30 protein-coding genes are annotated in these 24527 nt (G+C 38.1%); 21 read left to right on the forward strand and 9 right to left on the reverse strand.

Annotated elements, in window-relative coordinates:
- Positions 1 to 56: 56 nt before the first annotated feature.
- Together ACY3XC_RS14030 and ACY3XC_RS14035 are read left to right on the forward strand one after the other, a co-directional pair.
- Positions 57 to 434, forward strand: coding sequence for a PH domain-containing protein (locus ACY3XC_RS14030; RefSeq protein WP_179156393.1), 378 nt, complete (start codon positions 57 to 59; stop codon positions 432 to 434).
- Between the two features lie 18 nt (positions 435 to 452).
- Positions 453 to 716 (forward strand): DUF1871 family protein, encoded by a 264-nt coding sequence (locus ACY3XC_RS14035; RefSeq protein ID WP_464869107.1) that lies wholly within the window; start codon positions 453 to 455, stop codon positions 714 to 716.
- 46 nt (positions 717 to 762) lie between these two features.
- On the opposite strand, the gene ACY3XC_RS14040 is transcribed toward ACY3XC_RS14035, so the two are convergent.
- Positions 763 to 1587: an alpha/beta fold hydrolase gene (locus ACY3XC_RS14040; protein ID WP_464869108.1), complete on the reverse strand. Its 825-nt coding sequence runs from the start codon at positions 1585 to 1587 to the stop codon at positions 763 to 765.
- 203 nt (positions 1588 to 1790) lie between these two features.
- Positions 1791 to 2006 carry a helix-turn-helix domain-containing protein gene (locus ACY3XC_RS14045; RefSeq protein ID WP_464869109.1) on the reverse strand — a complete coding sequence of 72 codons (216 nt, stop codon included), beginning with the start codon at positions 2004 to 2006 and terminating at the stop codon, positions 1791 to 1793.
- Between the two features lie 205 nt (positions 2007 to 2211).
- Between ACY3XC_RS14045 and yugI the strand changes: the two genes are divergently transcribed.
- From yugI to ACY3XC_RS14060, 3 genes are all read left to right on the forward strand, one after another.
- Positions 2212 to 2616 (forward strand): S1 domain-containing post-transcriptional regulator GSP13, encoded by a 405-nt coding sequence (gene yugI / locus ACY3XC_RS14050; RefSeq protein WP_179156389.1) that lies wholly within the window; start codon positions 2212 to 2214, stop codon positions 2614 to 2616.
- Between the two features lie 157 nt (positions 2617 to 2773).
- On the forward strand, positions 2774 to 3973 hold the full coding sequence (locus ACY3XC_RS14055; RefSeq protein ID WP_464869110.1) for an ornithine--oxo-acid transaminase: 1200 nt from the start codon (positions 2774 to 2776) through the stop codon (positions 3971 to 3973).
- Between the two features lie 24 nt (positions 3974 to 3997).
- The gene (locus tag ACY3XC_RS14060; RefSeq protein WP_464869111.1) at positions 3998 to 5293 is read left to right on the forward strand and encodes a Glu/Leu/Phe/Val family dehydrogenase; all 1296 of its coding nucleotides are present in this window, start codon (positions 3998 to 4000) and stop codon (positions 5291 to 5293) included.
- Positions 5294 to 5332: 39 nt separating this feature from the next.
- On the opposite strand, the gene ACY3XC_RS14065 is transcribed toward ACY3XC_RS14060, so the two are convergent.
- A complete protein-coding gene (locus tag ACY3XC_RS14065; RefSeq protein WP_095248344.1) occupies positions 5333 to 5563 on the reverse strand; it encodes a DUF378 domain-containing protein in 231 nt (76 codons plus the stop codon).
- 130 nt (positions 5564 to 5693) lie between these two features.
- On the opposite strand from ACY3XC_RS14065, the gene ACY3XC_RS14070 reads away from it, so the two are divergent.
- The 8 genes from ACY3XC_RS14070 to ACY3XC_RS14105 all read left to right on the forward strand — a co-directional run bounded on the left by ACY3XC_RS14070 (position 5694) and on the right by ACY3XC_RS14105 (position 13411).
- Positions 5694 to 6857, forward strand: a complete 1164-nt coding sequence (locus tag ACY3XC_RS14070) for an iron-containing alcohol dehydrogenase (RefSeq protein WP_464869112.1) — start codon at positions 5694 to 5696, stop codon at positions 6855 to 6857.
- Positions 6858 to 7023: 166 nt separating this feature from the next.
- Positions 7024 to 8370 carry a glucose-6-phosphate isomerase gene (locus ACY3XC_RS14075; RefSeq protein ID WP_464869113.1) on the forward strand — a complete coding sequence of 449 codons (1347 nt, stop codon included), beginning with the start codon at positions 7024 to 7026 and terminating at the stop codon, positions 8368 to 8370.
- Between the two features lie 323 nt (positions 8371 to 8693).
- On the forward strand, positions 8694 to 9092 hold the full coding sequence (locus tag ACY3XC_RS14080) for a YugN-like family protein (protein ID WP_464869114.1): 399 nt from the start codon (positions 8694 to 8696) through the stop codon (positions 9090 to 9092).
- A gap of 142 nt (positions 9093 to 9234) precedes the next feature.
- A complete protein-coding gene (locus tag ACY3XC_RS14085; protein ID WP_306430711.1) occupies positions 9235 to 9399 on the forward strand; it encodes an aspartyl-phosphate phosphatase Spo0E family protein in 165 nt (54 codons plus the stop codon).
- 165 nt (positions 9400 to 9564) lie between these two features.
- Complete coding sequence (locus tag ACY3XC_RS14090; protein WP_464869115.1) at positions 9565 to 11238, forward strand: DUF6044 family protein; 1674 nt, start codon at positions 9565 to 9567, stop codon at positions 11236 to 11238.
- A 21-nt stretch (positions 11239 to 11259) separates the two neighbouring features.
- Complete coding sequence (locus tag ACY3XC_RS14095; RefSeq protein WP_464869116.1) at positions 11260 to 12270, forward strand: glycosyltransferase family 2 protein; 1011 nt, start codon at positions 11260 to 11262, stop codon at positions 12268 to 12270.
- Positions 12239 to 12670, forward strand: coding sequence for a GtrA family protein (locus ACY3XC_RS14100; protein WP_464869117.1), 432 nt, complete (start codon positions 12239 to 12241; stop codon positions 12668 to 12670). The genes ACY3XC_RS14095 and ACY3XC_RS14100 overlap by 32 nt, the downstream gene beginning before the upstream one ends.
- A gap of 114 nt (positions 12671 to 12784) precedes the next feature.
- A complete protein-coding gene (locus ACY3XC_RS14105; protein WP_464869118.1) occupies positions 12785 to 13411 on the forward strand; it encodes a LysE family transporter in 627 nt (208 codons plus the stop codon).
- A 33-nt stretch (positions 13412 to 13444) separates the two neighbouring features.
- Here the strand turns inward: ACY3XC_RS14105 and ACY3XC_RS14110 are convergent, their stop codons facing one another.
- Positions 13445 to 14806, reverse strand: coding sequence for an amino acid permease (locus ACY3XC_RS14110; protein ID WP_464869119.1), 1362 nt, complete (start codon positions 14804 to 14806; stop codon positions 13445 to 13447).
- Positions 14790 to 14963 (reverse strand): hypothetical protein, encoded by a 174-nt coding sequence (locus ACY3XC_RS14115; RefSeq protein ID WP_179156378.1) that lies wholly within the window; start codon positions 14961 to 14963, stop codon positions 14790 to 14792. Before ACY3XC_RS14115 ends, ACY3XC_RS14110 begins: the two co-directional genes overlap by 17 nt.
- Positions 14964 to 15184: 221 nt before the next feature.
- Here ACY3XC_RS14115 and ACY3XC_RS14120 point away from each other — a divergent pair, with 221 nt between their 5' ends.
- On the forward strand, positions 15185 to 15940 hold the full coding sequence (locus ACY3XC_RS14120; RefSeq protein ID WP_179156377.1) for a TraR/DksA C4-type zinc finger protein: 756 nt from the start codon (positions 15185 to 15187) through the stop codon (positions 15938 to 15940).
- A 43-nt stretch (positions 15941 to 15983) separates the two neighbouring features.
- Here the strand turns inward: ACY3XC_RS14120 and ACY3XC_RS14125 are convergent, their stop codons facing one another.
- Entirely contained in the window at positions 15984 to 16202 is a 219-nt protein-coding gene (locus ACY3XC_RS14125; RefSeq protein WP_179156376.1) for a YozQ family protein, read from the reverse strand.
- 90 nt (positions 16203 to 16292) lie between these two features.
- On the opposite strand from ACY3XC_RS14125, the gene ACY3XC_RS14130 reads away from it, so the two are divergent.
- The 7 genes from ACY3XC_RS14130 (at position 16293) to ACY3XC_RS14160 (ending at position 21997) form a co-directional block, all read left to right on the forward strand.
- Positions 16293 to 16436: a hypothetical protein gene (locus ACY3XC_RS14130; RefSeq protein ID WP_179156375.1), complete on the forward strand. Its 144-nt coding sequence runs from the start codon at positions 16293 to 16295 to the stop codon at positions 16434 to 16436.
- Positions 16437 to 16463: 27 nt separating this feature from the next.
- Positions 16464 to 17348 (forward strand): cation diffusion facilitator family transporter, encoded by an 885-nt coding sequence (locus tag ACY3XC_RS14135; RefSeq protein WP_464869120.1) that lies wholly within the window; start codon positions 16464 to 16466, stop codon positions 17346 to 17348.
- 208 nt (positions 17349 to 17556) lie between these two features.
- The gene (locus ACY3XC_RS14140; protein ID WP_464869121.1) at positions 17557 to 18495 is read left to right on the forward strand and encodes a magnesium transporter CorA family protein; all 939 of its coding nucleotides are present in this window, start codon (positions 17557 to 17559) and stop codon (positions 18493 to 18495) included.
- 175 nt (positions 18496 to 18670) lie between these two features.
- The gene (locus ACY3XC_RS14145) at positions 18671 to 19933 is read left to right on the forward strand and encodes a S8 family peptidase (RefSeq protein ID WP_464869122.1); all 1263 of its coding nucleotides are present in this window, start codon (positions 18671 to 18673) and stop codon (positions 19931 to 19933) included.
- Positions 19934 to 20083: 150 nt separating this feature from the next.
- Complete coding sequence (locus tag ACY3XC_RS14150; protein WP_179156371.1) at positions 20084 to 21304, forward strand: helix-turn-helix domain-containing protein; 1221 nt, start codon at positions 20084 to 20086, stop codon at positions 21302 to 21304.
- Between the two features lie 11 nt (positions 21305 to 21315).
- Positions 21316 to 21465: a hypothetical protein gene (locus tag ACY3XC_RS14155; RefSeq protein WP_464869123.1), complete on the forward strand. Its 150-nt coding sequence runs from the start codon at positions 21316 to 21318 to the stop codon at positions 21463 to 21465.
- A gap of 121 nt (positions 21466 to 21586) precedes the next feature.
- Positions 21587 to 21997: a cytosolic protein gene (locus tag ACY3XC_RS14160; protein WP_464869124.1), complete on the forward strand. Its 411-nt coding sequence runs from the start codon at positions 21587 to 21589 to the stop codon at positions 21995 to 21997.
- Positions 21998 to 22034: 37 nt separating this feature from the next.
- Here the strand turns inward: ACY3XC_RS14160 and ACY3XC_RS14165 are convergent, their stop codons facing one another.
- The 3 genes from ACY3XC_RS14165 to ACY3XC_RS14175 form a co-directional block, all read right to left on the reverse strand.
- On the reverse strand, positions 22035 to 22598 hold the full coding sequence (locus ACY3XC_RS14165; RefSeq protein WP_464869125.1) for an FAD-dependent oxidoreductase: 564 nt from the start codon (positions 22596 to 22598) through the stop codon (positions 22035 to 22037).
- Positions 22599 to 22719: 121 nt separating this feature from the next.
- A complete protein-coding gene (locus ACY3XC_RS14170; RefSeq protein WP_464869126.1) occupies positions 22720 to 23925 on the reverse strand; it encodes an MFS transporter in 1206 nt (401 codons plus the stop codon).
- A gap of 16 nt (positions 23926 to 23941) precedes the next feature.
- Positions 23942 to 24355 carry a MarR family winged helix-turn-helix transcriptional regulator gene (locus ACY3XC_RS14175; protein WP_464869127.1) on the reverse strand — a complete coding sequence of 138 codons (414 nt, stop codon included), beginning with the start codon at positions 24353 to 24355 and terminating at the stop codon, positions 23942 to 23944.
- Positions 24356 to 24527: the final 172 nt, after the last annotated feature.

The raw sequence follows: 24527 nt of genomic DNA on the forward strand, positions 1-24527 counted from the left end.
TAATAATGCTTTCATATATAATAATTTAGAAAGTAGTTAGGAAAGGTGTGGGTTTGATGGGATTTTTTGATGGTATGATGGGAAATGCCGCAGAGGTAAACCCTGCAGATGCACAAAGGGAATTCGCTAGAATTCTTGCAGAGAATGAAAGAATTGAAAAAGCGTATAAGTTAATTAGAGATTTATTTATTTTTACCAATAAACGGCTGATTCTAGTGGATAAGCAGGGGCTAACAGGAAAGAAGGTTGAGTATCATTCCATTCCCTATAAAAGTATTACCCATTTTAGCATTGAAACGGCGGGAAGCTTCGATTTAGACGCCGAATTAAAAATCTGGATCTCAGGTAATGCACTCCCACTTCAAAAACAATTTAACAAAAACTTAAATATTTACGAACTTCAAACAGTACTTGCGGAGTATGTCCTGAAATAGAAAAGCAGGAGGAGACTAATGGAAAGTGAAATGAAAACGAATCTGCAATTTGTGGATGCGTTAAACGAATGGGATCCATTCAAATTAAAGAATGGCAATTATGACACCGAGATAGCTGATACCATCCAAGCCATTCATGAGTTAGACAACCGAGAGGCATTAGCAGCAAGAATACAAAGTATATATGAATTTTCCTTTGAGAGAATCATACCTATACAACAGTGCTTGAAAATTGCTAATGAACTGCTGATGATAAAGGAAAATGACTCATGTACGAGATAAAACGACAGCATGGCTTAAAGATATCTTTAAGCTTGCTGTCGTTTTTTTAGGCTAAGAATTGTTTAATATGCTGAAAAACATCCTCAGGACGTTCCTCAGGAACTAAATGACCCGTTTCCCTTAAAATAACCAGTTCAGATTCTCTTAAATCATTTTTCAAGCGCTTCCCGACAGATAGGGGAACAACTTTGTCATACTCACCCCAAATTAATAAACATGGATGGGCAATTTGATTGAGCACCACCGTAGAGAGGTCCCCTTCATGGTCGCGAATCATTCTGGTTAAGGCAAGGAAAATTTCATCCTTTAAAAAAGGCTGTAAATAACCAAAAAGCATCTCATCACATATTAAGGAGTGGTCATGTACGACATTTTGAAGGTTTTGCATGATACCTGAATGAGCGAGAAAAAACTTAACATATAGATGAAAATAAGGAATATAACTGCCAATGATTAATGGCAGTTTTGAACGCTTGGAATAGGATGAACTGCAAAGCAGGACTGCCTTTTCTGCTAATTCTGGCTGTTGATGCAGGATATTGAGGACAATTTGCCCGCCCATTGAATGACCAATAAGAGTAATTTCTTTTAAACCAAGTGTAGAAATGAGCTGAATAACCGTTTGAGCAAGATTACGATAGGAATAAACAAACTGGTTACTCTTCCCGCTCTTTCCGAAGGGAGGGAGGTCAATAGAAACGACTTGATAATCTTTATTTAAAAAGGGAATCAATCTTCGATAGCTAAAAGTGGAGGACAGAAACCCATGAAGCAGGACTAGTGTCCTTTCGGAATTAGGGTTTGGATAAAATTCATAATAAATATTAATATCATTCACTAGCTGGTTACGGTAAAAAACCTTCTCTTCCACGTATGTAACCCACCTTCTATTGAATTGCTCGTGGTAATAATTTCTCCAGTCGTCTCTTTTTTCACACATATTCCTAGATTCTTTTTCAAAAAAAAGAGGACATACCTTATTAGGTTGTCCACTTCAAAAAAGGGGGGAATACTAGAAAGCTTATAACTTAAGGTTTTCCCATTTTTACTTCATTTATACAGTCATAATAAAAATTAAATGTGTTGATCGAGTTGGTCTAAAGATAGTTCAGAAGCTGGAATGTCAAGAACGGTAGATAATTTTAAAATTGTTTGAGAACTTGGAATTTGTTCGCCAGATTCATACTTTTCAATTGTATGAACCCCTACTCTAATTTTTTGTGCCAGATCCTCTTTTGTCATTTTCAAGTGTTCTCGATAAGTTTTGATCGTACTGCCAATTGTATTCACAATGATCACCTCTCCCACTAAGACATTATCTCATTTTTATTTTAACATAAATTTCTTTTTTCTAGGAAAAAACCTATATGAACATTATGTTAACGTTTTCCCTTCCTTCCTGAGGAAAACCTTTTTTGATTATATGTTCACAATGTGCTATAATTTCTTATTGCGTATATAGAAGATAAAATAATTATTTCTTAGGAGTGTTTTCATGACAGAAAAGATCGAAACTGGAAGTGTAGTAACAGGTAAAGTAACTGGAATTCAACCATATGGTGCGTTCATAGCATTAGATGAAAATACACAAGGTCTTGTGCATATTTCAGAAATCACACATGGTTATGTAAAAGACATTAACGAACATCTTAAAGTTGGAGATGAAGTTAACGTAAAAGTATTGTCAATTGATGAAAATGCTGGAAAAATTGGTTTATCTATTCGTGCAACGGAAGAAGCTCCTGTTCAACAGGCTGTTGCTAAACCAAAGAAACCTCGTAAGCGTCAAGCAGCTGCTATTGTACCAGAAGTTGATGGACAACAAGGCTTTAACACGTTAAAAGATAAGCTGCAAGAATGGATTGACCAATCTCAACGTGAAGATTTAATCAAGAAATAATAAGCATAATAAAACCTAGCACCATGCTATTAACTAGCAGGAGCTAGGTTTTTTTATTTTATAAAAAAAGATTTTTTCTGTATTTGTTCATTCTTTTTAAATGCTCGGCTACAATAGGTATGTACATAACTCACCAACGAAACGGAGGAAAAGTTTAATGGCAGCAGAAAAGAAAACGAAAGGCTTAATAGAACAAACCGAAAAATACGGGGCACATAATTATCACCCGCTTCCAATTGTTATTTCACGTGCTGAAGGAGTCTGGGTAGAGGATCCAGAAGGAAATAAATATATGGATATGTTAAGTGCTTATTCTGCAGTTAACCAAGGCCATCGCCATCCAAAAATTATTCAAGCATTAAAGGATCAAGCGGATAAGGTAACATTAACTTCGCGTGCCTTTCATAATGACCAATTAGGTCCATGGTATGAGAAGATATGTAAATTAACAAGTAAAGAAATGGCACTCCCAATGAACACAGGTGCGGAAGCCGTTGAAACTGCAGTTAAAGCAGCACGACGCTGGGGCTATGATGTAAAGGGGATTGATGAGAACCAAGCTGAAATTATTGCTTGTGTAGGAAACTTCCATGGCAGAACGATGACGGCAGTTTCCTTGTCCTCTGAAGCTGAATATAAACGAGGATTTGGACCAATGCTTCCGGGCATAAAACTTATTCCTTATGGGGATTTAGAAGCACTGAAGTCTGCTATTTCCGCCAATACGGCAGCATTTTTAATTGAACCAATTCAAGGAGAAGCGGGAATTGTTATCCCACCTGAAGGCTTTATGAAAGCAGCCTTTGACCTATGTAAAGAAAATAATGTTCTCTTTATTGCAGATGAGATTCAAGCTGGCTTAGCTCGTACCGGAAAAATGTTCGCATGCGAATGGGAAGGAATACAGCCTGATATGTATATCCTTGGTAAAGCACTTGGCGGCGGTGTTTTCCCAATCTCGTGTGTTGTGGCAAATACTGATATTTTAGGTGTATTTAATCCAGGTTCTCATGGTTCTACTTTCGGAGGAAATCCACTGGCATGTGCAGTATCAATTGCCGCTCTGGATGTACTGATTGACGAAAAGCTCTCCGATAAATCATTAGAATTAGGGGAATATTTTGTTAGCAAATTAAAAGAAATTCGTAATCCAAGGATTAAAGAAGTACGAGGCCGCGGCTTGTTTATCGGGGTAGAATTAACAGAGCCAGCACGAAAATATTGTGAAGAACTAAAGGAGCAAGGGCTTTTATGTAAGGAAACGCATGATACTGTGATTCGTTTCGCTCCTCCTCTGATTATTACGAAAGAAGAATTAGATTGGGCAATAGAACGTATCAATAAAGTGCTTGCCTAAATGAAAAAAAACTGAGGTGCCAAAATGGGGAAGAATGATGTACAAAAAAGTGCAGGTGAAAATGATAAAGAGAAAGAGAAAGAGAACTTAAATCTTCTTACCTCCACGCAGATTGTTATTCAGGATGCTTTAAAAAGACTAGGGTTTACAGATAATTCGTTTGAGATTTTGAAAGAACCCATCAGAATGTTGAATGTGAGGATTCCGGTTCGGATGGATGATGGGTCTGTTAAAGTTTTTACCGGCTATAGAGCGCAGCACAATGATTCAGTGGGACCGACGATCGGCGGTGTACGTTTTCATCCAAAGATCAATGAAGATGAAATAAAGGCATTGTCCATGTGGATGAGCTTGAAATGCGGAATTGCTGATTTACCCTTTGGAGGCGGAAAGGGTGGTATCCTATGTAACCCTCGAACTCTATCATTGGGTGAACTTGAACGCCTAAGCCGCGGGTATGTACGTTCCATTAGTCAAGTAGTGGGTCCAACGAAAGATATCCCGGCACCGGATATGTATACAAATTCTCAGATTATGGCCTGGATGATGGATGAATATAGTCGTCTCAGAAAATTTGACTCCCCTGGCTTTATAACAGGAAAGCCACTCCTTCTTGGGGGCTCAGAAGGCAGGGAAGAAGCAGGAGCACTAGGGGTAGCCATTTGTATTGAAGAAGCTGCAAAAATAAGAGGACTTTCGATAAAGGGCTGCCGTGTTATTGTTCAGGGATTTGGTAATGCTGGAAGTTACATTGCAAAATTTATGCACCAATCGGGGGCCATTGTCGTTGGGGTATCTGATGTCTATGGCGCCCTTTACGACCCGGATGGCCTAAATATTGAGTATTTACTTCAGCGCCGTGACAGTTTTGGTACGGTAACTAGCCTGTTTGACGGAACCATTACCAATGAGGAATTACTTGAACAGGAATGTGATATTCTTGTACCAGCAGCGACCTCCAATCAAATTACAGCTAAAAATGCTCCAAGTATAAAGGCCAAGATCGTAGTGGAAGCTGCCAATGGCCCGACGACCAGGGAAGCAACAAGGATTCTTTCTGAAGGTGGGATACTGCTAGTTCCTGATGTTTTGGCTGGAGCCGGAGGAGTGACTGTCTCTTATTTTGAATGGGTCCAAAATAAGCAAGGGTATTATTGGGATGAAAAAGAAGTGGCAGATAAGTTACGTGAGAAGATGGTCAGTGCTTTTCAACAAATTTATACGATCTCAAAAAAACACAATATAAATTTACGTGTTGCCGCTTATATGGTTGGTGTTAGAAAATTAGTTGAAGCCTCAGAATTTAGAGGATGGATATAAAAAAATCCTTGCGATAGTTTGCAAGGATTTTTTATATCTTTATCTTGTGGTTTCTGTTTCTGGATCCCTTACATACGCTTCATTTGGCTTGAAGAGAAGCCCAAGATTAATAAGTCCAGCAATTCCCACTAATCCATAAATAATTCTTGATAGTGCTGAATTATCACCAAAAATGGCTTCCACTAAATTAAATCCAAAAAAACCAATTAATCCCCAATTAATAGCACCAATGATTGTAAGAATTAAAGCAATTCTTTGAATCGTACTCAAGTAGGATTCCTCCTATCAAATTTATGTTCCCTATTAGATTGCAGATAAATGTATATAAATATTCATTTCTGTTTCTTTGCAAAAAAAATTTTTTTCAATAATAATGAAATGTGAAAGGATGGTGCATCTCATGCAAAATTTCACATTTTGGAATCCGACCAAATTAATTTTTGGTAAAGGGCAGCTTGAGCAATTAAAAAAGGAAATACCTCTCTATGGACAAAAGGTCTTAGTGGTTTATGGCGGCGGCAGCATTAAACGCAGCGGTCTTTATGACAAGGTGATAAACCTACTAAAAGAAATACATGCACAGGTTTTTGAATTACCGGGGGTAGAACCGAATCCTCGAATTACAACGGCACGTAAGGGAGTAGAAATATGTAAAAAGGAAGGTATTGACGTCCTTTTAGCTGTTGGCGGCGGCAGTGTTATCGACTGTACGAAGTTAATTGCCGCTGGCGCTAAATATGACGGAGATGCATGGGACTTGGTAATAAAAAAGGCAGCCGTAACAGATGCACTTCCTTTTGGAACAGTTTTAACTTTAGCTGCAACAGGTTCTGAAATGAACTCTGGATCTGTTATCACCAATTGGGAAACGAACGAAAAATACGGCTGGGGAAGTCCGCATACCTATCCGAAATTCTCGATTCTAGATCCTGTACATACTTTTTCAGTTCCAAGAGATCAAACGATATATGGAATTGTCGATATGATGACCCATGTATTAGAGCATTATTTTCATTTAGAAGAGAATACATTATTCCAGGATCGTATGTGTGAATCGTTACTAATAACGATTATGGAAACTGCACCTAAATTGCTTAAGGACTTAGAAAGCTATGAACATCGAGCAACCATTCTTTATAATGGGACAATGGCTTTAAACGGTATACTAAATATGGGTTATCGCGGCGATTGGGCTACCCATAATCTTGAACATGCCGTTTCGGCTGTATATGACATCCCACATGGCGGGGGTCTTGCGATTTTATTTCCTCACTGGATGAAACATAATCTTAAGGTAAAACCAGAGCGCTTTAAACAGCTTGCCGAGAGGGTGTTTGGGGTTGATCCAGAAGGGAAAAGTGCAGAGGAAGCAGGCCTAGCAGGAATTCAAAAATTACGTGAGTACTGGAATAGTATTGGAGCACCTGCGCGTTTAGCAGACTATAATATTGATGACAGCAAAATTGACTTGATGACTGACAAAGCAATGGTGTACGGTGAATTCGGCAATTTTTCTAAATTGAATAGAGAAGATGTAGAAAAGATTTACCGTGAATCATTGTAAAAAATAACGGGCATTTTTAATGCTCGTTTTTCCTTTTCGACAAAATCTTTAAAATGTAAAAAAATTGGCGAAAATGGGTACGCTTACAAGGGAAGCCCATTCTTGATAATCTGTCCAGCATTGGTTAAAGTGAGTATTGAAAATAAAATATTGGAGGATTACATACATGACACACATACGTTTTGATTATTCAAAAGCGTTAGCCTTCTTTGCAGAACATGAGATTACATATTTACGCGACGCCGTGAAGGTCGCACACCATTCCCTGCATGAACAAACAGGAGCAGGAAGTGACTTTTTAGGCTGGATAGACCTTCCTGCAAATTATGATAAGGAAGAATTTTCACGTATTAAAAAAGCGGCAGAAAAAATTAAGGCCGATTCAGATGTACTCCTTGTGATTGGGATTGGCGGATCGTATTTAGGCGCAAGAGCTGCAATTGAAATGCTTCAGCATAGTTTCTACAATGCCCTGCCAAAAGAAAAGCGTAAAACACCACAAATTATTTTTGTTGGTAATAATATTAGCTCCACTTATATGAGAGATGTTATGGACGTCCTGGATGGAAAAGACTTTTCCGTCAATGTTATTTCAAAGTCTGGAACGACAACGGAGCCAGCGATAGCCTTTAGAATCTTCCGTAAACTTCTTGAGGAAAAGTATGGTGCTGAAGAAGCAAAGAAGAGAATTTATGCAACAACAGACAAAGCAAGAGGTGCACTGAAAACCTTGGCCAATGAAGAAGGTTATGAATCCTTTGTTATCGCAGATGATATTGGCGGACGCTATTCAGTATTAACAGCAGTTGGTTTACTTCCTATCGCTGTAAGTGGTGCGGACATTGATAAGATGATGCAGGGAGCTGCTAAAGCACAAGAAGACTTCAGCCATTCAGAGCTAGAAGAAAATCCTGCTTACCAATATGCAGCTGTTCGAAATGCTCTTTATAATAAAGGGAAAACGATTGAAATGCTAATCAATTATGAGCCTGGACTTCAGTATTTTTCAGAATGGTGGAAGCAGTTGTTTGGAGAAAGTGAAGGAAAGGACCAAAAGGGGATTTACCCTTCTTCTGCGAACTTCTCAACTGATCTCCATTCACTTGGACAGTATGTACAAGAAGGTCGCCGTGATTTATTTGAAACAGTCATTAAGGTAGAAAAACCTCGCCATGAATTGACGATTGAAGAAGCTGAAAGTGACTTAGACGGTTTAAATTATCTTGCCGGACAATCCGTTGACTTTGTAAACAATAAAGCATTCCAAGGAACGATGCTTGCACATACTGATGGCGGCGTACCGAACCTGATCGTATCAATCCCTGAACTTGATGAATATACTTTCGGTTACCTAGTCTATTTCTTCGAAAAGGCATGTGCAATGAGTGGATACCTCCTAGGAGTAAATCCATTCGACCAGCCAGGAGTCGAAGCATACAAAGTAAACATGTTTGCATTATTAGGCAAACCAGGCTTCGAAGAGAAAAAGGCTGAATTAGAAAAAAGACTTTAAAAGCAATTGGTTGATTTTGGCACTCTGTTGATTGGAGTGGAAGGCACGAGACTCCTGCGGGAGGACGGGGCAGGGGAGACCCCGCAGGCGCGTAAGCGGCGAGGAGGCTCCCCGAACCGCCCGCGGAAAGCGAAGTGCCTCGTGACAGGCAAAGACCGCCTGTCCCTGCGGTGATTATTCAAAGAAGCTTTCCTTAGTGGAACGGAAATCAACAGACCCAATTCAGCACAGCAAATAAAAAATAGAGTACTGACAAAATCAGTACTCTATTTTTTATCTTTTTTGGAGAAACTAATAAATAATGATGATAAGGGGGTTTAATCATGATTGAAATACCATCAAGTATAGAAGGTAAGCAGTTTGATTTGTATAAGCTGGAACAAAAATTAAAGCCAATCGGTTATTCAATCGGCGGTAACTGGGAGTATGACCATGGTGCCTTTGATTACAAAATAAATGATGAAGTGGGATACCAATTTCTGAGGCTGCCATTTTCAGCCATCGATGGACAGTTAGATGCACGAAACTGTACAGTGGAGCTTGGCACTCCATTCCTATTGTCTCATAAATATCAAATAGGACTTGATGACCATATTGGTGACGCAGGCACTTTAAATCAATTTTCCGAACCAGTTGATAAGGACGCCAGTTTTCCTGAACAGTATATTGAAACAGGGAAGACTCTTGTAAAGGAACTTGAATCTATATTAAGTACAGAATAAATCAGTTAGGAATATTGTACTAGGATAATGTTCACGAAAGATACAATAATTTTTACTAATTCTACTTGTATTATATTGTTAAAATTTATAAATTAAGGTTAATAATATAAATAGGTTATAAACATGAAAAGAGGTTGGAGCTATGGAAACTAGCATGGACTATTTGTTAACTGATATTGAAAAAACGAGGATAGAAATGATTGGTTTAGCACAACAATATGGATTCTCGAACCCAAATGTTGTTCAATGCAGCCAAAAGCTCGACCTTCTCTTAAATGTATACGGTAATATACAAATAAAGCATTAAATCATAGTAAAAATAACCTTTCGTTCATTCGGAAGGTTATTTTTTTTATTTAAAGCCTTTTTAGGGAGGAAAACAATTGATAAAAAGGAATAATTTCCATTCCATATGCAAACTTTATTAAACATAAGGTTAAATAGAGGACACAGGTTTACGAGGTGTGAATGAGTGTACACTGATACGAAAAAAGAACTGAAGTTCATCCTTTTTGCTTTGCTAATTCTAACAATTTATCTTTCCCCACTCTTTATTCTCCAAGAGGACGCTCATATCCGTGTTCATGATAACTTGGATTCCAATTTAGCATGGTATAAAGTTCTAGCCAGAAGCGGTCAAATGTTTGGAGATGTAAATGCTGTGATTCCCCAAATTATAAATGGGGTGCCAAGAAATGCATTTGGAACGGAATACAGTATCATTGTTTGGCTCTATGCGTTATTTCCAACTATGATTGCCTATGGTCTCAGTCAGGCATTAACAAGAATAGTCGCATTTATAGGGATGTATTTACTATTAAAAAAACATCTCCTTGCAGGTGATAGGTGGATCTTCCTGCAGATTGGTACAGCGCTGGCATTTGCTTTAACCCCCTTTTGGCCATCAGGAATGCTTAGTACACTGGGAATGCCGCTCGCACTGTGGGCTTTCCTTAATATTCGAAACGGAGAAGGAACGAAGAAAGATTACATAGTCCTAGCGTTAATTCCTTTTTACGCAAGTATCGTTCTAGGTTTTTTCTTTTTTTTAAGTGCCATGGGAATCTTTTGGCTCTTGGATGTTGTCAGAGGCAAAGTATGGAATCTTCGTTTCTTTTTTGCTATTGCCTATATGACTTGTATTTTCATGCTCGTTGAATACCGATTGATTTATTCCTTTTTATTTTCCACTGAACCAAACAGCCGTGACGAATATTTCCATGCTTCCTTACCCTTATGGAGAGTAGTACGATTAACGCTAAAAAATTATGTTTTAGGACATACGCATGTCATGACGGTGCATGGTTTATTTATTTTACCCGTTACGTTAATTGCCCTTTATTTTGTCTTTTCAAAAAAACTTTGGAAACAGGAAAAGCTTTTTGTCTTTTTATTTGTCTTAAATATCTTGTTATCTCTCTGGTATGCTTTTTGGTTTTATAAAGGCTGGTTACCATTAACGAAAAGGTTTCACTTTATGGATACCTTTAACTTTGCCCGCTATCACTTTTTAAGGCCGATGGTCATATATGCTGGATTTGCCCTGGCATTGAAGATACTCTCCCTTCAAGGACATAGCTGGTCGAAAACGGCAAAATGGTTGGCTATCCTGCAAATTCTTTTATTATGTTTATTTAATGATGAGATTATCTATCAGAAAAAGCCAACAGTTAAAGAATTTTATGCGGAGGAATTATTTGCAGAGATTAAAGAGCACATCGGACAAGATCAAGAAAATTACCGGGTAGCTAGTATCGGAATTCATCCTGCCATTTCGCAGTATAATGGCTTTTACACGCTAGATACCTATAATAACTTTTATCCATTAACCTATAAGCACAAATTTAGAAAAATAATAGAGTCGGAATTAGCAAAAAATAAAACGATTCACAAATACTTTGATCAATGGGGCGGCCGCTGTTATCTCTTTACGGACCAGCTTGGGAAAAAATATATGGTTAAGAAGGACTCTAAAAGGAAATTAAACAACCTGCAATTAAATACATCCGTGTTTAAAGAGATGGGTGGTCAGTATATCCTTTCTGCACTGCCCATTACAAACTCAGATGAAAATCAACTGACATTGGATAAGATATTTGAATCGAAAAGTTCCGCATGGAAAATCTATCTATACAAGACTTTGTAAACATCGGGGGTTATTACAGATATGGAGCCTGTCCTGACAATAGTCGTGCCTTGTTTTAATGAAGAAGATGTTTTACCTGAAACCATTCATCAACTTGACCTGTTCGTAAAAGAGTTGATCAGTGAACAGCTTGTTTCTAACAAAACCAAGATATTGTTCGTAGATGATGGAAGTAAGGATCGAACATGGGAAATCATTTATAAAGCTGGATTAAGAAATGAGCATGTCCGCGGAATAAAATTATCAAGAAATGTTGGTCATCAAAACGCATTGTTAGCAGGATTGTTTGCAGCAAAAGTCTCTTCAGATTGTGTTGTATCTATTGACGCAGACCTGCAGGATGATGTTCAGGTTATTCGTGAATTTATCCAAAAGTTTAATGAAGGAAATGAGATTGTGTATGGCGTTCGCAAGCGAAGGGATACTGACACCATCTTTAAAAGGAGTACGGCTCAAGGTTTTTATAAGGTAATGAAAAAATTGGGTGTTGATCTTGTTTATAACCATGCAGATTTTCGTTTAATGAGTAAACGAGCTTTAATGGAGTTAGAAGGATTTAAAGAGGTAAATCTCTTTTTACGCGGTATTGTTCCACTGCTTGGATTTCGTTCCGATATCGTCTACTATGACCGTAAAGAAAGACAAGCAGGTGAAACAAAGTATCCGTTAAAAAAAATGCTGGCTTTTGCCTTTGATGGAATCACCTCTTTTTCTGTTTCACCGATTCGCTTTGTGTTAATGATCGGCTTTGTTTCCTTTTTCCTAAGCCTGTTATTTGGCGTATACTTTTTAATGCTAAAAACATTAGGGGAAACACAAACAGGCTGGACGTCACTTATAACATCTATCTGGTTAATTGGCGGCCTGCAGTTAATTGCTATCGGGCTAATTGGGGAGTATGTAGGAAAAATCTATAAGGAATCAAAGCAGCGTCCCAAGTTTATTGTTGATATTGATACCTTTTCTATGCCAATCCCACGGCGGCACTTAATTAGAAAAAATGAGGAGGAGGAATTTTATAAAACGAACTAATTCTTTCATTCGTTTTCTTCTGGTTGGGGTTATCAATACATGTGTAGGTTTATTTATCATATTCGTTTTACTAAATGCTCTGCATCTTTCGTATTGGGTTTCGACCTTTGTGGGAAATTCAGCGGGGGCTTGTATTAGTTATTTATTAAACCGATCTTTTACCTTCAATAGTACGGTTTCCTTTCAAAGAGGTCTGCCAAGATTTGTAACCATCATACTCATATGCTATTTTGGAGCTTATTTCTTTAGTGAAAGGCTAATGATTTGGTTCAACTCCTTTCATTATGTAAGTACATTTGTTGAACAAAATGGAGCTGTTCTTATTGGATGTGTGTTATATACAATAGGTAATTACCTAGGGCAAAAATACTTTGTATTCAACACTGTAAAGACGGCATAAGGAGTTTTCTTACCAAAAGAAAACTCCTTTTTTTGAAAATAAAGTGGTACAACCCCTTTTTCCTGAATAGAAATTGATAGACAGGCTTCTATTTCAATTCAGGGAGAGATTAGGATGAATGTATTTTTAAGTTATATTTTATTGGGATTGTCGCTGGCGGCTCCTATTGGTCCCATTAATGCCGCCCAAATTGATAAAGGGATAAAACATGGTTTTATGCATTCATGGCTTATTGGAGTAGGGGCGGTCGTAGCTGATGGGGTTTACATGTTGATTGTGTATTTTGGAGTGGTTCACTTCCTTGAAACTCCTTTTATGAAAACATTTTTATGGTTATTTGGCTGTTTTGTCCTAATTTACACCGGAATTGAAACCATGCTATCCGCTAATAAGCTGAAAATAGGGGAGAAAAGGAAGGATGAACACTTAGTAAAATCCTTTTTATCTGGTTTCTTTATGTCGATATCTAACCCGTTAACAATATTATTTTGGCTGGGGATTTACGGCTCTGTGCTGGCTAAGACTGCTGCAACCTATGAAACAAGTCAATTAATCATTTACAGCAGTGCCATTTTTATTGGATTACTTATTTGGGATATTACGATGGCTGGGATTGCAAGTAATTTTCGGAAGTATTTAACATCAAAGCTGCTCGTCGGGATTTCGCTGTTGTCTGGAGTCTCTCTGATTGGTTTCGGGATTTACTTTGGCTTCCAAGCCTTTAATGTTTTATTTGGATAACTCAAAAAAGCCAGCGAATATAAGCGCTGGCAATTAAGCAGTTGGCCAAGGACTAAGTACTTTGCCCTTCTTCTTTTTCTTTTTCCACTTGAGATTCATAATTAAAGTTATGCAGCCTATAATACCAACGAAAGCCAGGCTAATGAAGAAACCAGGCCGGCTTGTGCTATGAAATAACGTTCCACTAACTGCGATAAGAATGAACAGGATCCCAATGGAGTATTTAATTTTATCCTTTGCTGTTACCTCTAATAATTTCCATGATGATGCTAAAATAAAAATCCAGTTGTAGAGGAGCATGAGTCCTGCTGCGGTGGTAATGTATTCATAAACATGGCCTGGCATTAAAAGGGCGCAGACAATTGAAGCAGATATTCCCAAAACGGTAATGAGTAAAGTGGGAATAGGTACTTTTAGTTTCCCCTGTCTGCAAAATAATCCTGGTGCATCTCCTTCTTCTGAGAGTGTAACAAGAATGCTGGTAACAGCAAATAGGGAGGCAACCATCGTTGAAAATCCTGCAATGATTAATGCTCCGTTAAAAAGATGTGGAATAAACGTTAAATTGTAGTTGTCTAAAGCATTAACGAATGGACTTTTCTCACCATTAAACTGATTCCATGGAACCATTAAAACAGCAAGACCAATGGAGAGTATGTAGATAACCATAAGAGTTATCAGCATTACCTTGCCAGCCTTAGGAGCTTCCTTTGGATCCTTTAATTGGGTAGCCATTAAGCCTAGGATTTCAATTCCCCCAAATGCATAGAAGGCAAAAATCACCCCGGACCATAACCCTAATAACCCATTGGGAATTAAATCCTTCCTGCTGTCAGGATATTGAATAGGCCGGTCTCCATCAATCACTCCGAATATCGCCAATAAAGCAATGACAACGAACATTAATATCGCCGCGATTTTTATGACGGCAAGAATATTTTCTAATTTGTTTAGTATACTTACGCCGATTAAGACGACAACTAGTCCAAGGAGAGCATAAACACCAGCAAATGCCCATAGTGGAATTTTTGGGAACCAAAATCGCGAAAAAATGGAAAGAGCGGTCATTTGACTGCCCATAATTAAAACCTCTGACATCCAGTAGACCCAGCCGCTGCTAAATCCAGCCCATCTGCCGAAGGCTTTTTTCGCATAGGACCTAAACCCGCCCTTAAGAGGTTCCTGTACAGTCATCTTTGCCAGTGCATCAAAGACCAAATAGGTTCCAGCAGCGGCTAGGATGAAGGCGATTAGAATAGCAGGTCCTGTCATTTTGATGGCGATACTGGACCCTAGGAAGAATCCTGTACCGATTGTACACCCCACCCCAAATAAAGAAAGCTGCCACCACTTCATATTTTTTTGTTCATTTTCCCCGCTACTCGATTTGCCCATTCACACTTCTCCCAGTTGCTCCTGCTGATTTATCTGTATTGTCCTGGTTATTATATTCTGGGTCATTCTTGCCGCGTTGTTGGTTAGCGCCGCCCAAATATACGCTTTGGTGGTTCTGCTGTTCTTTTTTGAATTTATTAAAATTTTCGTTTACCATTGAAGTCCCCTCTTTTCTTTTTCTAATATCGTTCTATATGTTAAGATACACGCTCGCCAAAAACTTATTCAGTTTGTTCATAAGAGCAATTAGGTTTTTGTTGGAATCACTAAATTAATTACATAATCATCGGCCAAATCAATGAAAATAAAAAGGTACTAGATAAAGGTGAAATTAAATGGGCGATATAGATAAGCAATAAGCCTTGAAAGGGGTTTACAATGTTAACGACAGAGCAGCTTGCTGGTTTTCGTTTGCAATTACTAAAGGAAAAAGAGGAAATAGAAGAGCGTCTCGAGCAAAATGACCATTATGGTTTAGAACGAGGTCATTTTCATGAATCGATGGGGGAGTTATCAAGTTATGATAATCATCCTGCTGATGAAGGTTCAGAGTTGTATGAACGAGAAAAGGATATTGCGTTAAATGAGCATACTGATTTACAGTTAAGAAATATTAATAAAGCACTTGAAGCAATGGAAAATGGTTCGTATGGAAAATGTGAAGTATGTGGGAATGAGATTTCTTATGAGCGATTGGAGGCATTGCCTAATACGACCTATTGTAAGGAACATAGTCCAGATCAGGTTGTTTCACATGATCGACCTATTGAAGAGGGAGTATTAATGCCGCCGTTTGGAAAATTTGATATGGATTCAAAGGATGAAAATGTAGCCTTTGACGCAGAGGATTCTTGGCAGATTGTAGAACAATGGGGAACATCCGATACACCATCGGATCTAGCCTTTCCACAAGAGCACTACAATGATGTTGGTAGTGAACCAGATGAAAATGAAGGTTATGTAGAGGATTATGAAAACTTTGTAGGGAATGATATGTATGGAAACAATATTACCGTGTACCCAAACCCGCAGCATGAACGATATGAACAGTCACTTGATGAAGAAGGAATTATGACAAGCTTTGGAGACCTGCCGGCCTATGAACATGATCCTTATGTAGACGACGAAAAGTAAAAAAAGAAAACAGCTTTCACTTGGAAAGCTGTTTTCCTAATTTTTATCTATTTCTGAATGGCTTTTGGGCAATTGGAAGATCCTTTGCGTTTAAATCGTCATCAGTGGATGTGTCGATTTCGCCTTCCATATAGCTGTCACTTGCCTGTTCATGGGTGGTCGAAAGGCCAGTAGCAATAACATCATTCTTTTGATAATCGCTTGTTTCGTAAATACGACCAGCGAGATCAGTGCTGTTGTTCGCAGAATTCTTTTTATCCATGCTGCACACTCCTTTAATAAATTTGGTACAACCGTATTTTCTACGTTTTATTCAAGGATTACTCATACAAAAATCAAGGAGCTGATAATTATGAACAAAGATAAGTATCCATCAAGGGAAGAATTGGATGAGGCTTTTCATTTTCTTCATGACGCGATTAACAGAATCACCGTCGAAGAAGAAGAGGAAGAAATGAAGATGGAGATTAATGGGAATACTCAGGTGGAGAAGTAGAAATTTTTTTTGAGGTGGACTAGATAGATGAGGGAATCCTTAGCTAAGAAAATTGCCTGGATTAGTGTGATTAGTAATATCATCTTAACATTAGGGAAAATTTTCATAGGCTGGTATGGAAATAGTGACGCTGTTTTTGCGGATGGTATTCATTCTGCTGCTGATGTTTTTGCTTCTGTAATCGTTTTATTGGTCATTAAACTTGCCAATAAACCTGCTGATAATGAACATCCATATGGTCATGGAAAAGCAGAGGTGATTGTTTCCGGGATCGTAGGAATTTTACTTTTCCTCGTTTCCATTTATGTGGTCTATGAAGGAATCACTGGGTTCTTCCATGAGGTAGAAACACCGAGCTACTTAGCGATGTGGGTAGCAATCATTTCCTATATTACTAAGATTATTCTGTACCGTTCTTCATTAAAGGTGGCAAAAGAGCATAATAGTAAGGCAATAGAAGCCATCGCCTTTGACCACAAAGCAGATATTGCGGCTTCGATCGCTGCAGCTATTGGGGTTCTCCTCTCTATAATGGGCGAACATTTTAATATTTTTATCTTACACTATGGAGATAAAGCAGCAAGTATATTTGTAGCTTACTTAATTTTTAAAATCTCCAAGGAAATGTTAATGGAGGCATTTGATATCTTACTTGAACGTAATATTGATGCCGCCACATTACAAGAATATATGAATGTAGTGAATGAATTTCCAGAGGTAAAGAGAATAGATCGGATGAGAGCGAGGGAACATGGTCATTATGTTTTAGTTGATCTAAGAATATCCATTGACCACTTTAAAACCATTAAGGAAGGCCATGACCTAGCTAAGTTAATTAAAGGGAGAATGATGGAAAGATACGACAATATTGAAGAAGTATTAATTCACTTAAACCCCTATTTTCCTGAATAATTTCTTGTTTGTGCTTTTTTGATTTTGGGTTTATGATAATGAAGTAATTTATGCTTTGAGGAGTTGATATTTTTGAGTTATGCAATAGACCCGGACCCTAGTAGCAGCGGGGAAGTCAGCGTTATCTTTGAATTGGATTCTTCAGGAATATCAGCTCTTAAGAAGGTAGTTTGGCTTCCTCGTAACAAGTAAGTGAGGAGGTTTTATCATGTTGGAGATTTATAAAAGCAGTGAAACAAAAGTACTTGAACAGGTAGAAAATATCTCAAAGGGCTGCTGGATAAATATGTACGCCCCAAGCGAAGAAGAAATTAACAGGGTTGCAGATGAAGCTAACATCTATGTTGACTTTATCAGAGACGCCCTTGATGACGAAGAACGTCCAAGAATTGAGCGTGAGGATGGCCAGGTTTACATCATCGTAGATTATCCCTATATAACTCATGATGATGCTGGCTTTCCCATCTATGAGACCATACCGATTGGAATTGTTATAACCGACGAGTGTATTATCACTGTATCATTAAAGGATACACCAATCTTAGAAGTTTTTAAGAATAATAAAATAAAAGAGTTTTATACCTTTAAAAAGAACCGATTTGCTCTGCAAATTCTGGCCATTATTACATCCTATTATTTACGGTACTTGAAACAAATTAATAAAAGAACAAATGAGATTGAACGGGAACTTCACCAATCGATGAAAAATAAAGAATTGTATGCGTTTCTTGCTTTAGAAAAGAGCCTTGTTTATTTTACAACTTCCCTAAAATCCAATAAGGTCGTTTTAGATAAAATTCTTCGTTTTAGTTATATAAAAATGTATGAGGAAGATAAGGATTTATTAGAAGATGTAATGATTGAAAAAATCCAGGCGATTGAGATGGCTGAGACATACAGCTCCATTCTAAGTGGGATGATGGACGCATTTGCTTCGATTATTTCCAACAATGTGAATATTGTCATGAAGTTCTTAACATCATTTACCATCATTCTTTCCTTTCCAACGATCGTTTTCAGTTTTTATGGGATGAATGTGGATTTACCGCTGCAAAAAAGCCCGCACGCCTTTTGGATTTCAATCACAGTAGCATGTGTTTTATCTACCTTAACGGCGTTAATTTTTTGGAAAAAGAAATACTTTTAACGTAATACATGTAAAATGTAGGAGGCTCTGGAGTAAATCTTCAGGGTCTTTTTTAATGGAATCGAAAAATTTCCCAACTTTTCTAGGTATTTTCTCATTTACATATTCTGAATATTCTAAATAGAATAGAGAAACAGGTCCAAGCCTGGAGTTGATAAAGTAGGGGAGAATGTGGATGAAAAAGAGAAAAGTGGCAGGAGTGTCAGTACTTAGCTTTGTAATGGGGGTATCCATGTTTGCAACAGGTGCCTTCGGTCAGCAGCCAAAGAGCCAGGATGAGCCTATTCGGGTCATCATTCAAGGCCCATCCGCTGATAAGGCACAGGCAAAGAAAAATGTTGGAGTTCGTTGGGATTTTGGGCCAGAGGGTTTTACAACCACGGTTAACAGCAAGCAATACCAAGCACTATTGAAAAATAAAAACTTAACGATTGAAAAGGTTGAAGAAGTCCAGTTGGCACCGAACAAAGAGGCTGCCGCTAAACCAGGCAGTTCTGCCAATTCTGGTCCAAGTGATCGAACACCGTGGGGAATTCAAGCCATATATAACGATGCTGCTATTCAGTCAACCTCTGGAGGCGCTGGAATTAAGGTGGCTGTCCTAGATACGGGTGCTAATACAAGTCACGCAGATCTAACAAATAGAGTCGAACAATGTAAGGATTTTACACAGAATAAATCACCGCTTATTGAGGGCAGCTGTTCAGATGGAAATGGTCACGGTACGCATGTAGCAGGTACAGTACTTGCAGACGGCGGAACAGGCCAGGGGATATATGGAGTGGCACCAGAGGCTGATCTATGGGCATATAAAGTATTAAATAATCGGGGGTCTGGATATTCAGATGATATTGCTTCTGCCATTCGTAAAGCTGCAGATGAGGCAGCTAGGACCAGTTCAAAAGTAATTATCTCCATGTCATTAGGTTCTAGTGTAAAGGACACCCTGATTTCAAATGCGGTTGATTATGCTTATGGTAAAGGGGTATTAGTAATTGCAGCCGCTGGAAATGATGGCCCTTCAAGCAATACCATTGGGTATCCAGGTGCACTAGTCAATGCTGTAGCGGTAGCAGCATTGGAAGATGTTCAGCAAAACGGTACATATCGTGTAGCTGATTTCTCTTCTCGAGGCAATCCTGCAACGGATGGTGATTATGTCATTCAAGAACGCGATGTAGAAGTTTCTGCTCCTGGTAGAGCAATCGAATCTACATGGCATGATGGTTCTTACAATACCATTAGCGGAACTTCAATGGCTACACCTCATGTATCAGGATTAGCAGCCAAGATTTGGGCCGAAAATCCTTCGATGTCACACACACAGCTTCGTAAAGAGCTTCAGGACAGAGCAAAACTTTATGATATTAATGGTGGAACAGGTGCAGCCGTTGGCGACGATTATGCATCTGGCTATGGTTTCCCAAGGGTACGATAATAGGAAAAATGCCATCTGTTTATCGCGAACAGATGGCTTTTTCTATGCAATCTAACAATTTTTTAAATAGTCTGAACAAATAGGTGGAAGAGGTGGCTTAGTTGGTATAAAATGATAGGAAAAGGAAGAGCTTCTAAAGGTGGTTATGTTATGGAATTTGGTCCATTAGTTAAATACTACAGAACCCAAAAAGGGATCACGCAAAAAGAACTTGCTGCTGGAATTTGCTCTATTCCCCATTTAAGTAAAATAGAAAATAACTCAAAAGACGCAAATGAAGAGACGATCTCCTTATTGCTTGGGAGGCTGGAAGTAAGCTTTGAAGAAATGGAGGAAAAAGAGGAGTTAATTAAAACCTTATTAAGAGATTTTGGTGATAAAATTAACTTTTATTTACGAGAAGAAATAGAAGATATCTATCAAAAACTTAAGAAGATTGAACATGTTGTCCCTTTTTCTGCACATATGTATTTATATGAATTATATAAATATCGCTATCTATTATTCAAGGGATTACTTTCAGAGGCTGAGGCACAAAGAGATTTATTACATAAGCAAAAGAAAAATTTTTCCCAACATGAAAGGTATTTATTCCATTATTATAATGCAGTATTCTTATTATATAAGGGTCACTATAAAAAAGCAGATAAAATTTTCGATGAATTATTTATAGAAAACAACAATGAACCAACGAATGGAGAATTCTTATATCACTGGACTTTTGTAAAGAGTTCACTCGATCAACCTGGACATGCCATACACTTTGGAAGGTTAGCACTGCAAATCTTTATGAATCAGCATAATTTTTATCGAATTCTTCATACGCTAATGCTGCTGGGGATTAACTATACGAATTCAAAAATATATGAGGAAGCACAGGTTTGTTTTAACCACTTAATCCGAAATGCTGAATTGTTAAAGGAAGAAAGAATGCTTCCGCAAATCTATCATAATATGGGTTATTTGCAGGACAAAATGAACAACGTGAAAGAAGCATTAACCTATTATGAAAAAAGTTTATCTTTACAGCCACTAAAAAATCAAAACTATCTTGTAACTTTATATGGAATTGGTGAAATCAATTACAAATTATCAGACATGGAGAAAGCTAAGGAATATTTTCTTCAGGTAAAAGATCTTTCAAAAGAAACTGGCATAAAAAAGCAGGGTCTTTTAGCTGATTTTTACTTAATTCATATGGATTCCCCTGAAAAGGCAATGAAATATTTAGAAGTCAAGGTAATCCCCTATTTAGAGGGATCGAAAGAACATAAAGAGGAATTAATCCGTTATTACAAGCTCCTTTCTGAGCACTATAATCAACAGGGGAAATATATGCAGGCTGTAAATTATCTATCCAAAATTACTTGAGGAGGAAGAAAATGAATAAGGTTATAATAATATTATTTTCACTCTCATTACTAGTTCTTGCAACACCTATAAATGATGCTAACAGTCAAAATACATCATATGATGTTGCAAAGGCTTATTCAGAAGCACAAGCAGATCCCATTTATCCGCCAATAGGGTAATCATAAAAGCCATCTCGACAGTTGTCTGCTGTCGAGATTTTTTTATTTTCTTCATAACGTAATTAAAACTATAAATAAAGGGAAAAGTAGTTTATATGTGTTTAACAAGGAGGAAAAGAATATGAAATCATTTATTGTTGGTTTTCATCAAGAAGACAATGTGGATTCTATGCAGATTCAAAAACTAAGCCAGGAAGACTTTGAAAAAGCAACAGAAGGAGGTACAAGACATCTTTTTGAATTAGATACGAACATTGGCTTTTTTGTCTTTTTCGACGCTGAAGATGCCGATGGTGATGTGTCATACATGGTGCTTCAATATGATGATCCAACGGGAGAGGATGGCAGTGAAGATCCGGTGGGCTGTTATTCCTTCCAATTGAAGGATTTTTATGAATTTACAGCTCTTTATCTAAATGATCTTGAATTTAATGAAGAAGTCAGTGAAGAGGAAGAAGAATATGGTCCGATTCACCATCTTGCTCATCTTCTATTTCATATTGTTGAAGAAGGAAAAGATTTAGAGGTATAAACAAAACCCCCTCACGAAGGGGGTCTTATTATGATAATTAGGCTTTTAATACATCATGGTCAACATAACGCTCGCCGTTCAATTCGCTGATCACATTGATCGCCACTTTCGCTCCGTCACCAGCAGTAATAATGGTATGTACACTGACACCAGCCGCCGTTCCTGCTGCCCAAATACCCTCTACACTCGTTTTTCCTTCTGGAGTTACATCAAAAATCGCTTTGACTCTTGGCTCCTTACCAGGCTTAGTTGCGATACCTGCCTTTTCAGCAAGGTCAACAAGGAATCCAGTGGCAACTATCACATGCTTAGCTTCATGTTCTCCGTTGTCTGTTTCGACCTTAAAACCACCGTCAACTTTAGTAATGTTGGAAACAGTAGCTTGGACAATTTCGCCGCCAAATTTAGTTACCTGCTGCTTACCAATTTCAATGAGGTCCGGTCCGGAGATTTCTGCTATACCATAATGATTTTCCATCCATGCTCGCTTTGTAGCACTTTTATCATTATCGATCACCAATGTTTTCTTTCCTGCTTTCGCTGTAAATAAAGCAGCACTCGCACCTGCAGGTCCAGCACCAATCACAACAACATCTAACATGTAAAAACCTCCATTCAAAAAATTACATACAAAAAAAGTGTAACCTAAGGAATTGGAAAAGTAAAAATCACTGCTCAGTACGTAAAAAAGAACCATCAAAACTAACGATGGTTCTAGTCCATTACTGCTCTTTTCCTTTTAAGTACTGCTGGCTGCGGTTCATTTCTGGTTTTCGAACTTGCATGAAGTAGTAAAGAAGTGCTCCAATAAGAATGTAGAAAGAACATAAGAAGTACAAAGAGCTAAAATCCATTTTTGCTGCAATTAACCCCACCAAGAATGAGCCGAGTGCAATACCAATATCATAGATTGATAGGAAGGTAGCGGTAGCTAAACCGCGTTTTCTAGGTGCAGCGTTTTGAATGGCAATTGTTTGGAAGGTTGGAAAAAGAGTACCCCATCCTAAACCAATCATTCCGGCAGAAACGAGAAACATAATCGCTCCGCTGCTTTGACTTAAGACAAACATACCAAAGGCAAACAAGACGATGGATGGGAAAACAATCACATTAGGACCATATTGATCCAGCCATCTTCCTGTAAAAGGTCTAGACATTAATAAAATAATCGCATAGACCACAAAGAATAGGCTTGAAACTTCGGGAACATGAATTTCATTTGCATAAACAGATACGAAGGAAAGCAGGGCAGCATATACAATGGCTAGAAAACCGCCGACAATGGCAATCGATACTGCTGAAGGTTCAATAAAGCTTTTCAATGAGAAAGCCGGAGCAATAACCTTTCGATTAGATTCCTCGTTTTTTGATAATTTGACGGTAAGACCAGTGATTAGCGCTCCAATGGCGACAATGACAGTCAGGATAAACATTGTTTTAGCTCCCCACTGTTGGATGGCTGTTAAACCTACAAACGGTCCTAAGACCATCGCCATGTTTGTCGACATTACAAAGTATCCCATTCCTTCCCCTCTGCGTGAGCTGGGGATAAGGTCTGCAACAATCGCACCTACTGCGGTCGTGGCCATTCCAAAGCCTACTCCGTGTAATAAACGAATGATCAGAAAGCCTGTTACCGTTTTTGGGAAGAAATATAAAAGCGAAGCGGCTGCGAAAATGATTAGAGCCGTTAATAACACTTTCTTATTGCTGCCACGTTCAAGCCATTGACCTGCAAGTGGTCTTGATATGATGGCTGAAAGCAAGAATACAGTTGTCATTAACCCCGCCTGTGAAGCATTACTGTCAAATTCCTGTAAGGAAAAAATAGGCAAAGTTACGAGCAGAATATAGAAAGTTAAAAATAGGAAAAAGTTACTTAAGGAAATATTAATGAAATCCTTCGTCCATAATTTAGGTTTGTTCATTTTTTTTACGCTCCTTTTACAAAAGCTGTTTTAACCAAACGCTTTGTAATGTTAATAATTCTTGTTGTGAGGATTCCGGAAGATTCTTTAATAATGCCTGATTGCACTCCGCAACAGCCTGTTCCCAGACGGGAAATTCCTTTACTGCTTCCTCTGTCAATTGGATAAATTTTTCACGTTTGTCCTTGCCTGGTATTTGTCTTACATACCCTTGTTTAACAAGACGTTGAATCGTCCGGGTCATGGGAGGAGCTTCAACAAATAAATACTCAGAGAGTTCTTTTTGGGTTAGTGAGCCTTTTGTATGTAAAACAAAAAGGACAGACCACTGAGCACTATATAATCCAAAAGGTTTTAGAGCTTCATTTAGTTTATTGGTTAGTTGTCGGGAAAGTTGATGTAGAGTATGAAATAATGCGTGGTTGGTCAAATAAATTCACTCCAAAGTTAATAAATTCATATTAGTTACCTAGGTAAATATATCGTTTTAGGAGGGAAATGTCAAGGAATGCTCCATATACTGGCAGTTGGTGAGTAAATCAGAAAATCCATTTTTGGACCTCTTAATCCATTGGACACGAAAATGCTTACCAATTAAACGA

It is taken from the genome of Bacillus sp. CZDM1 (assembly GCF_055502545.1).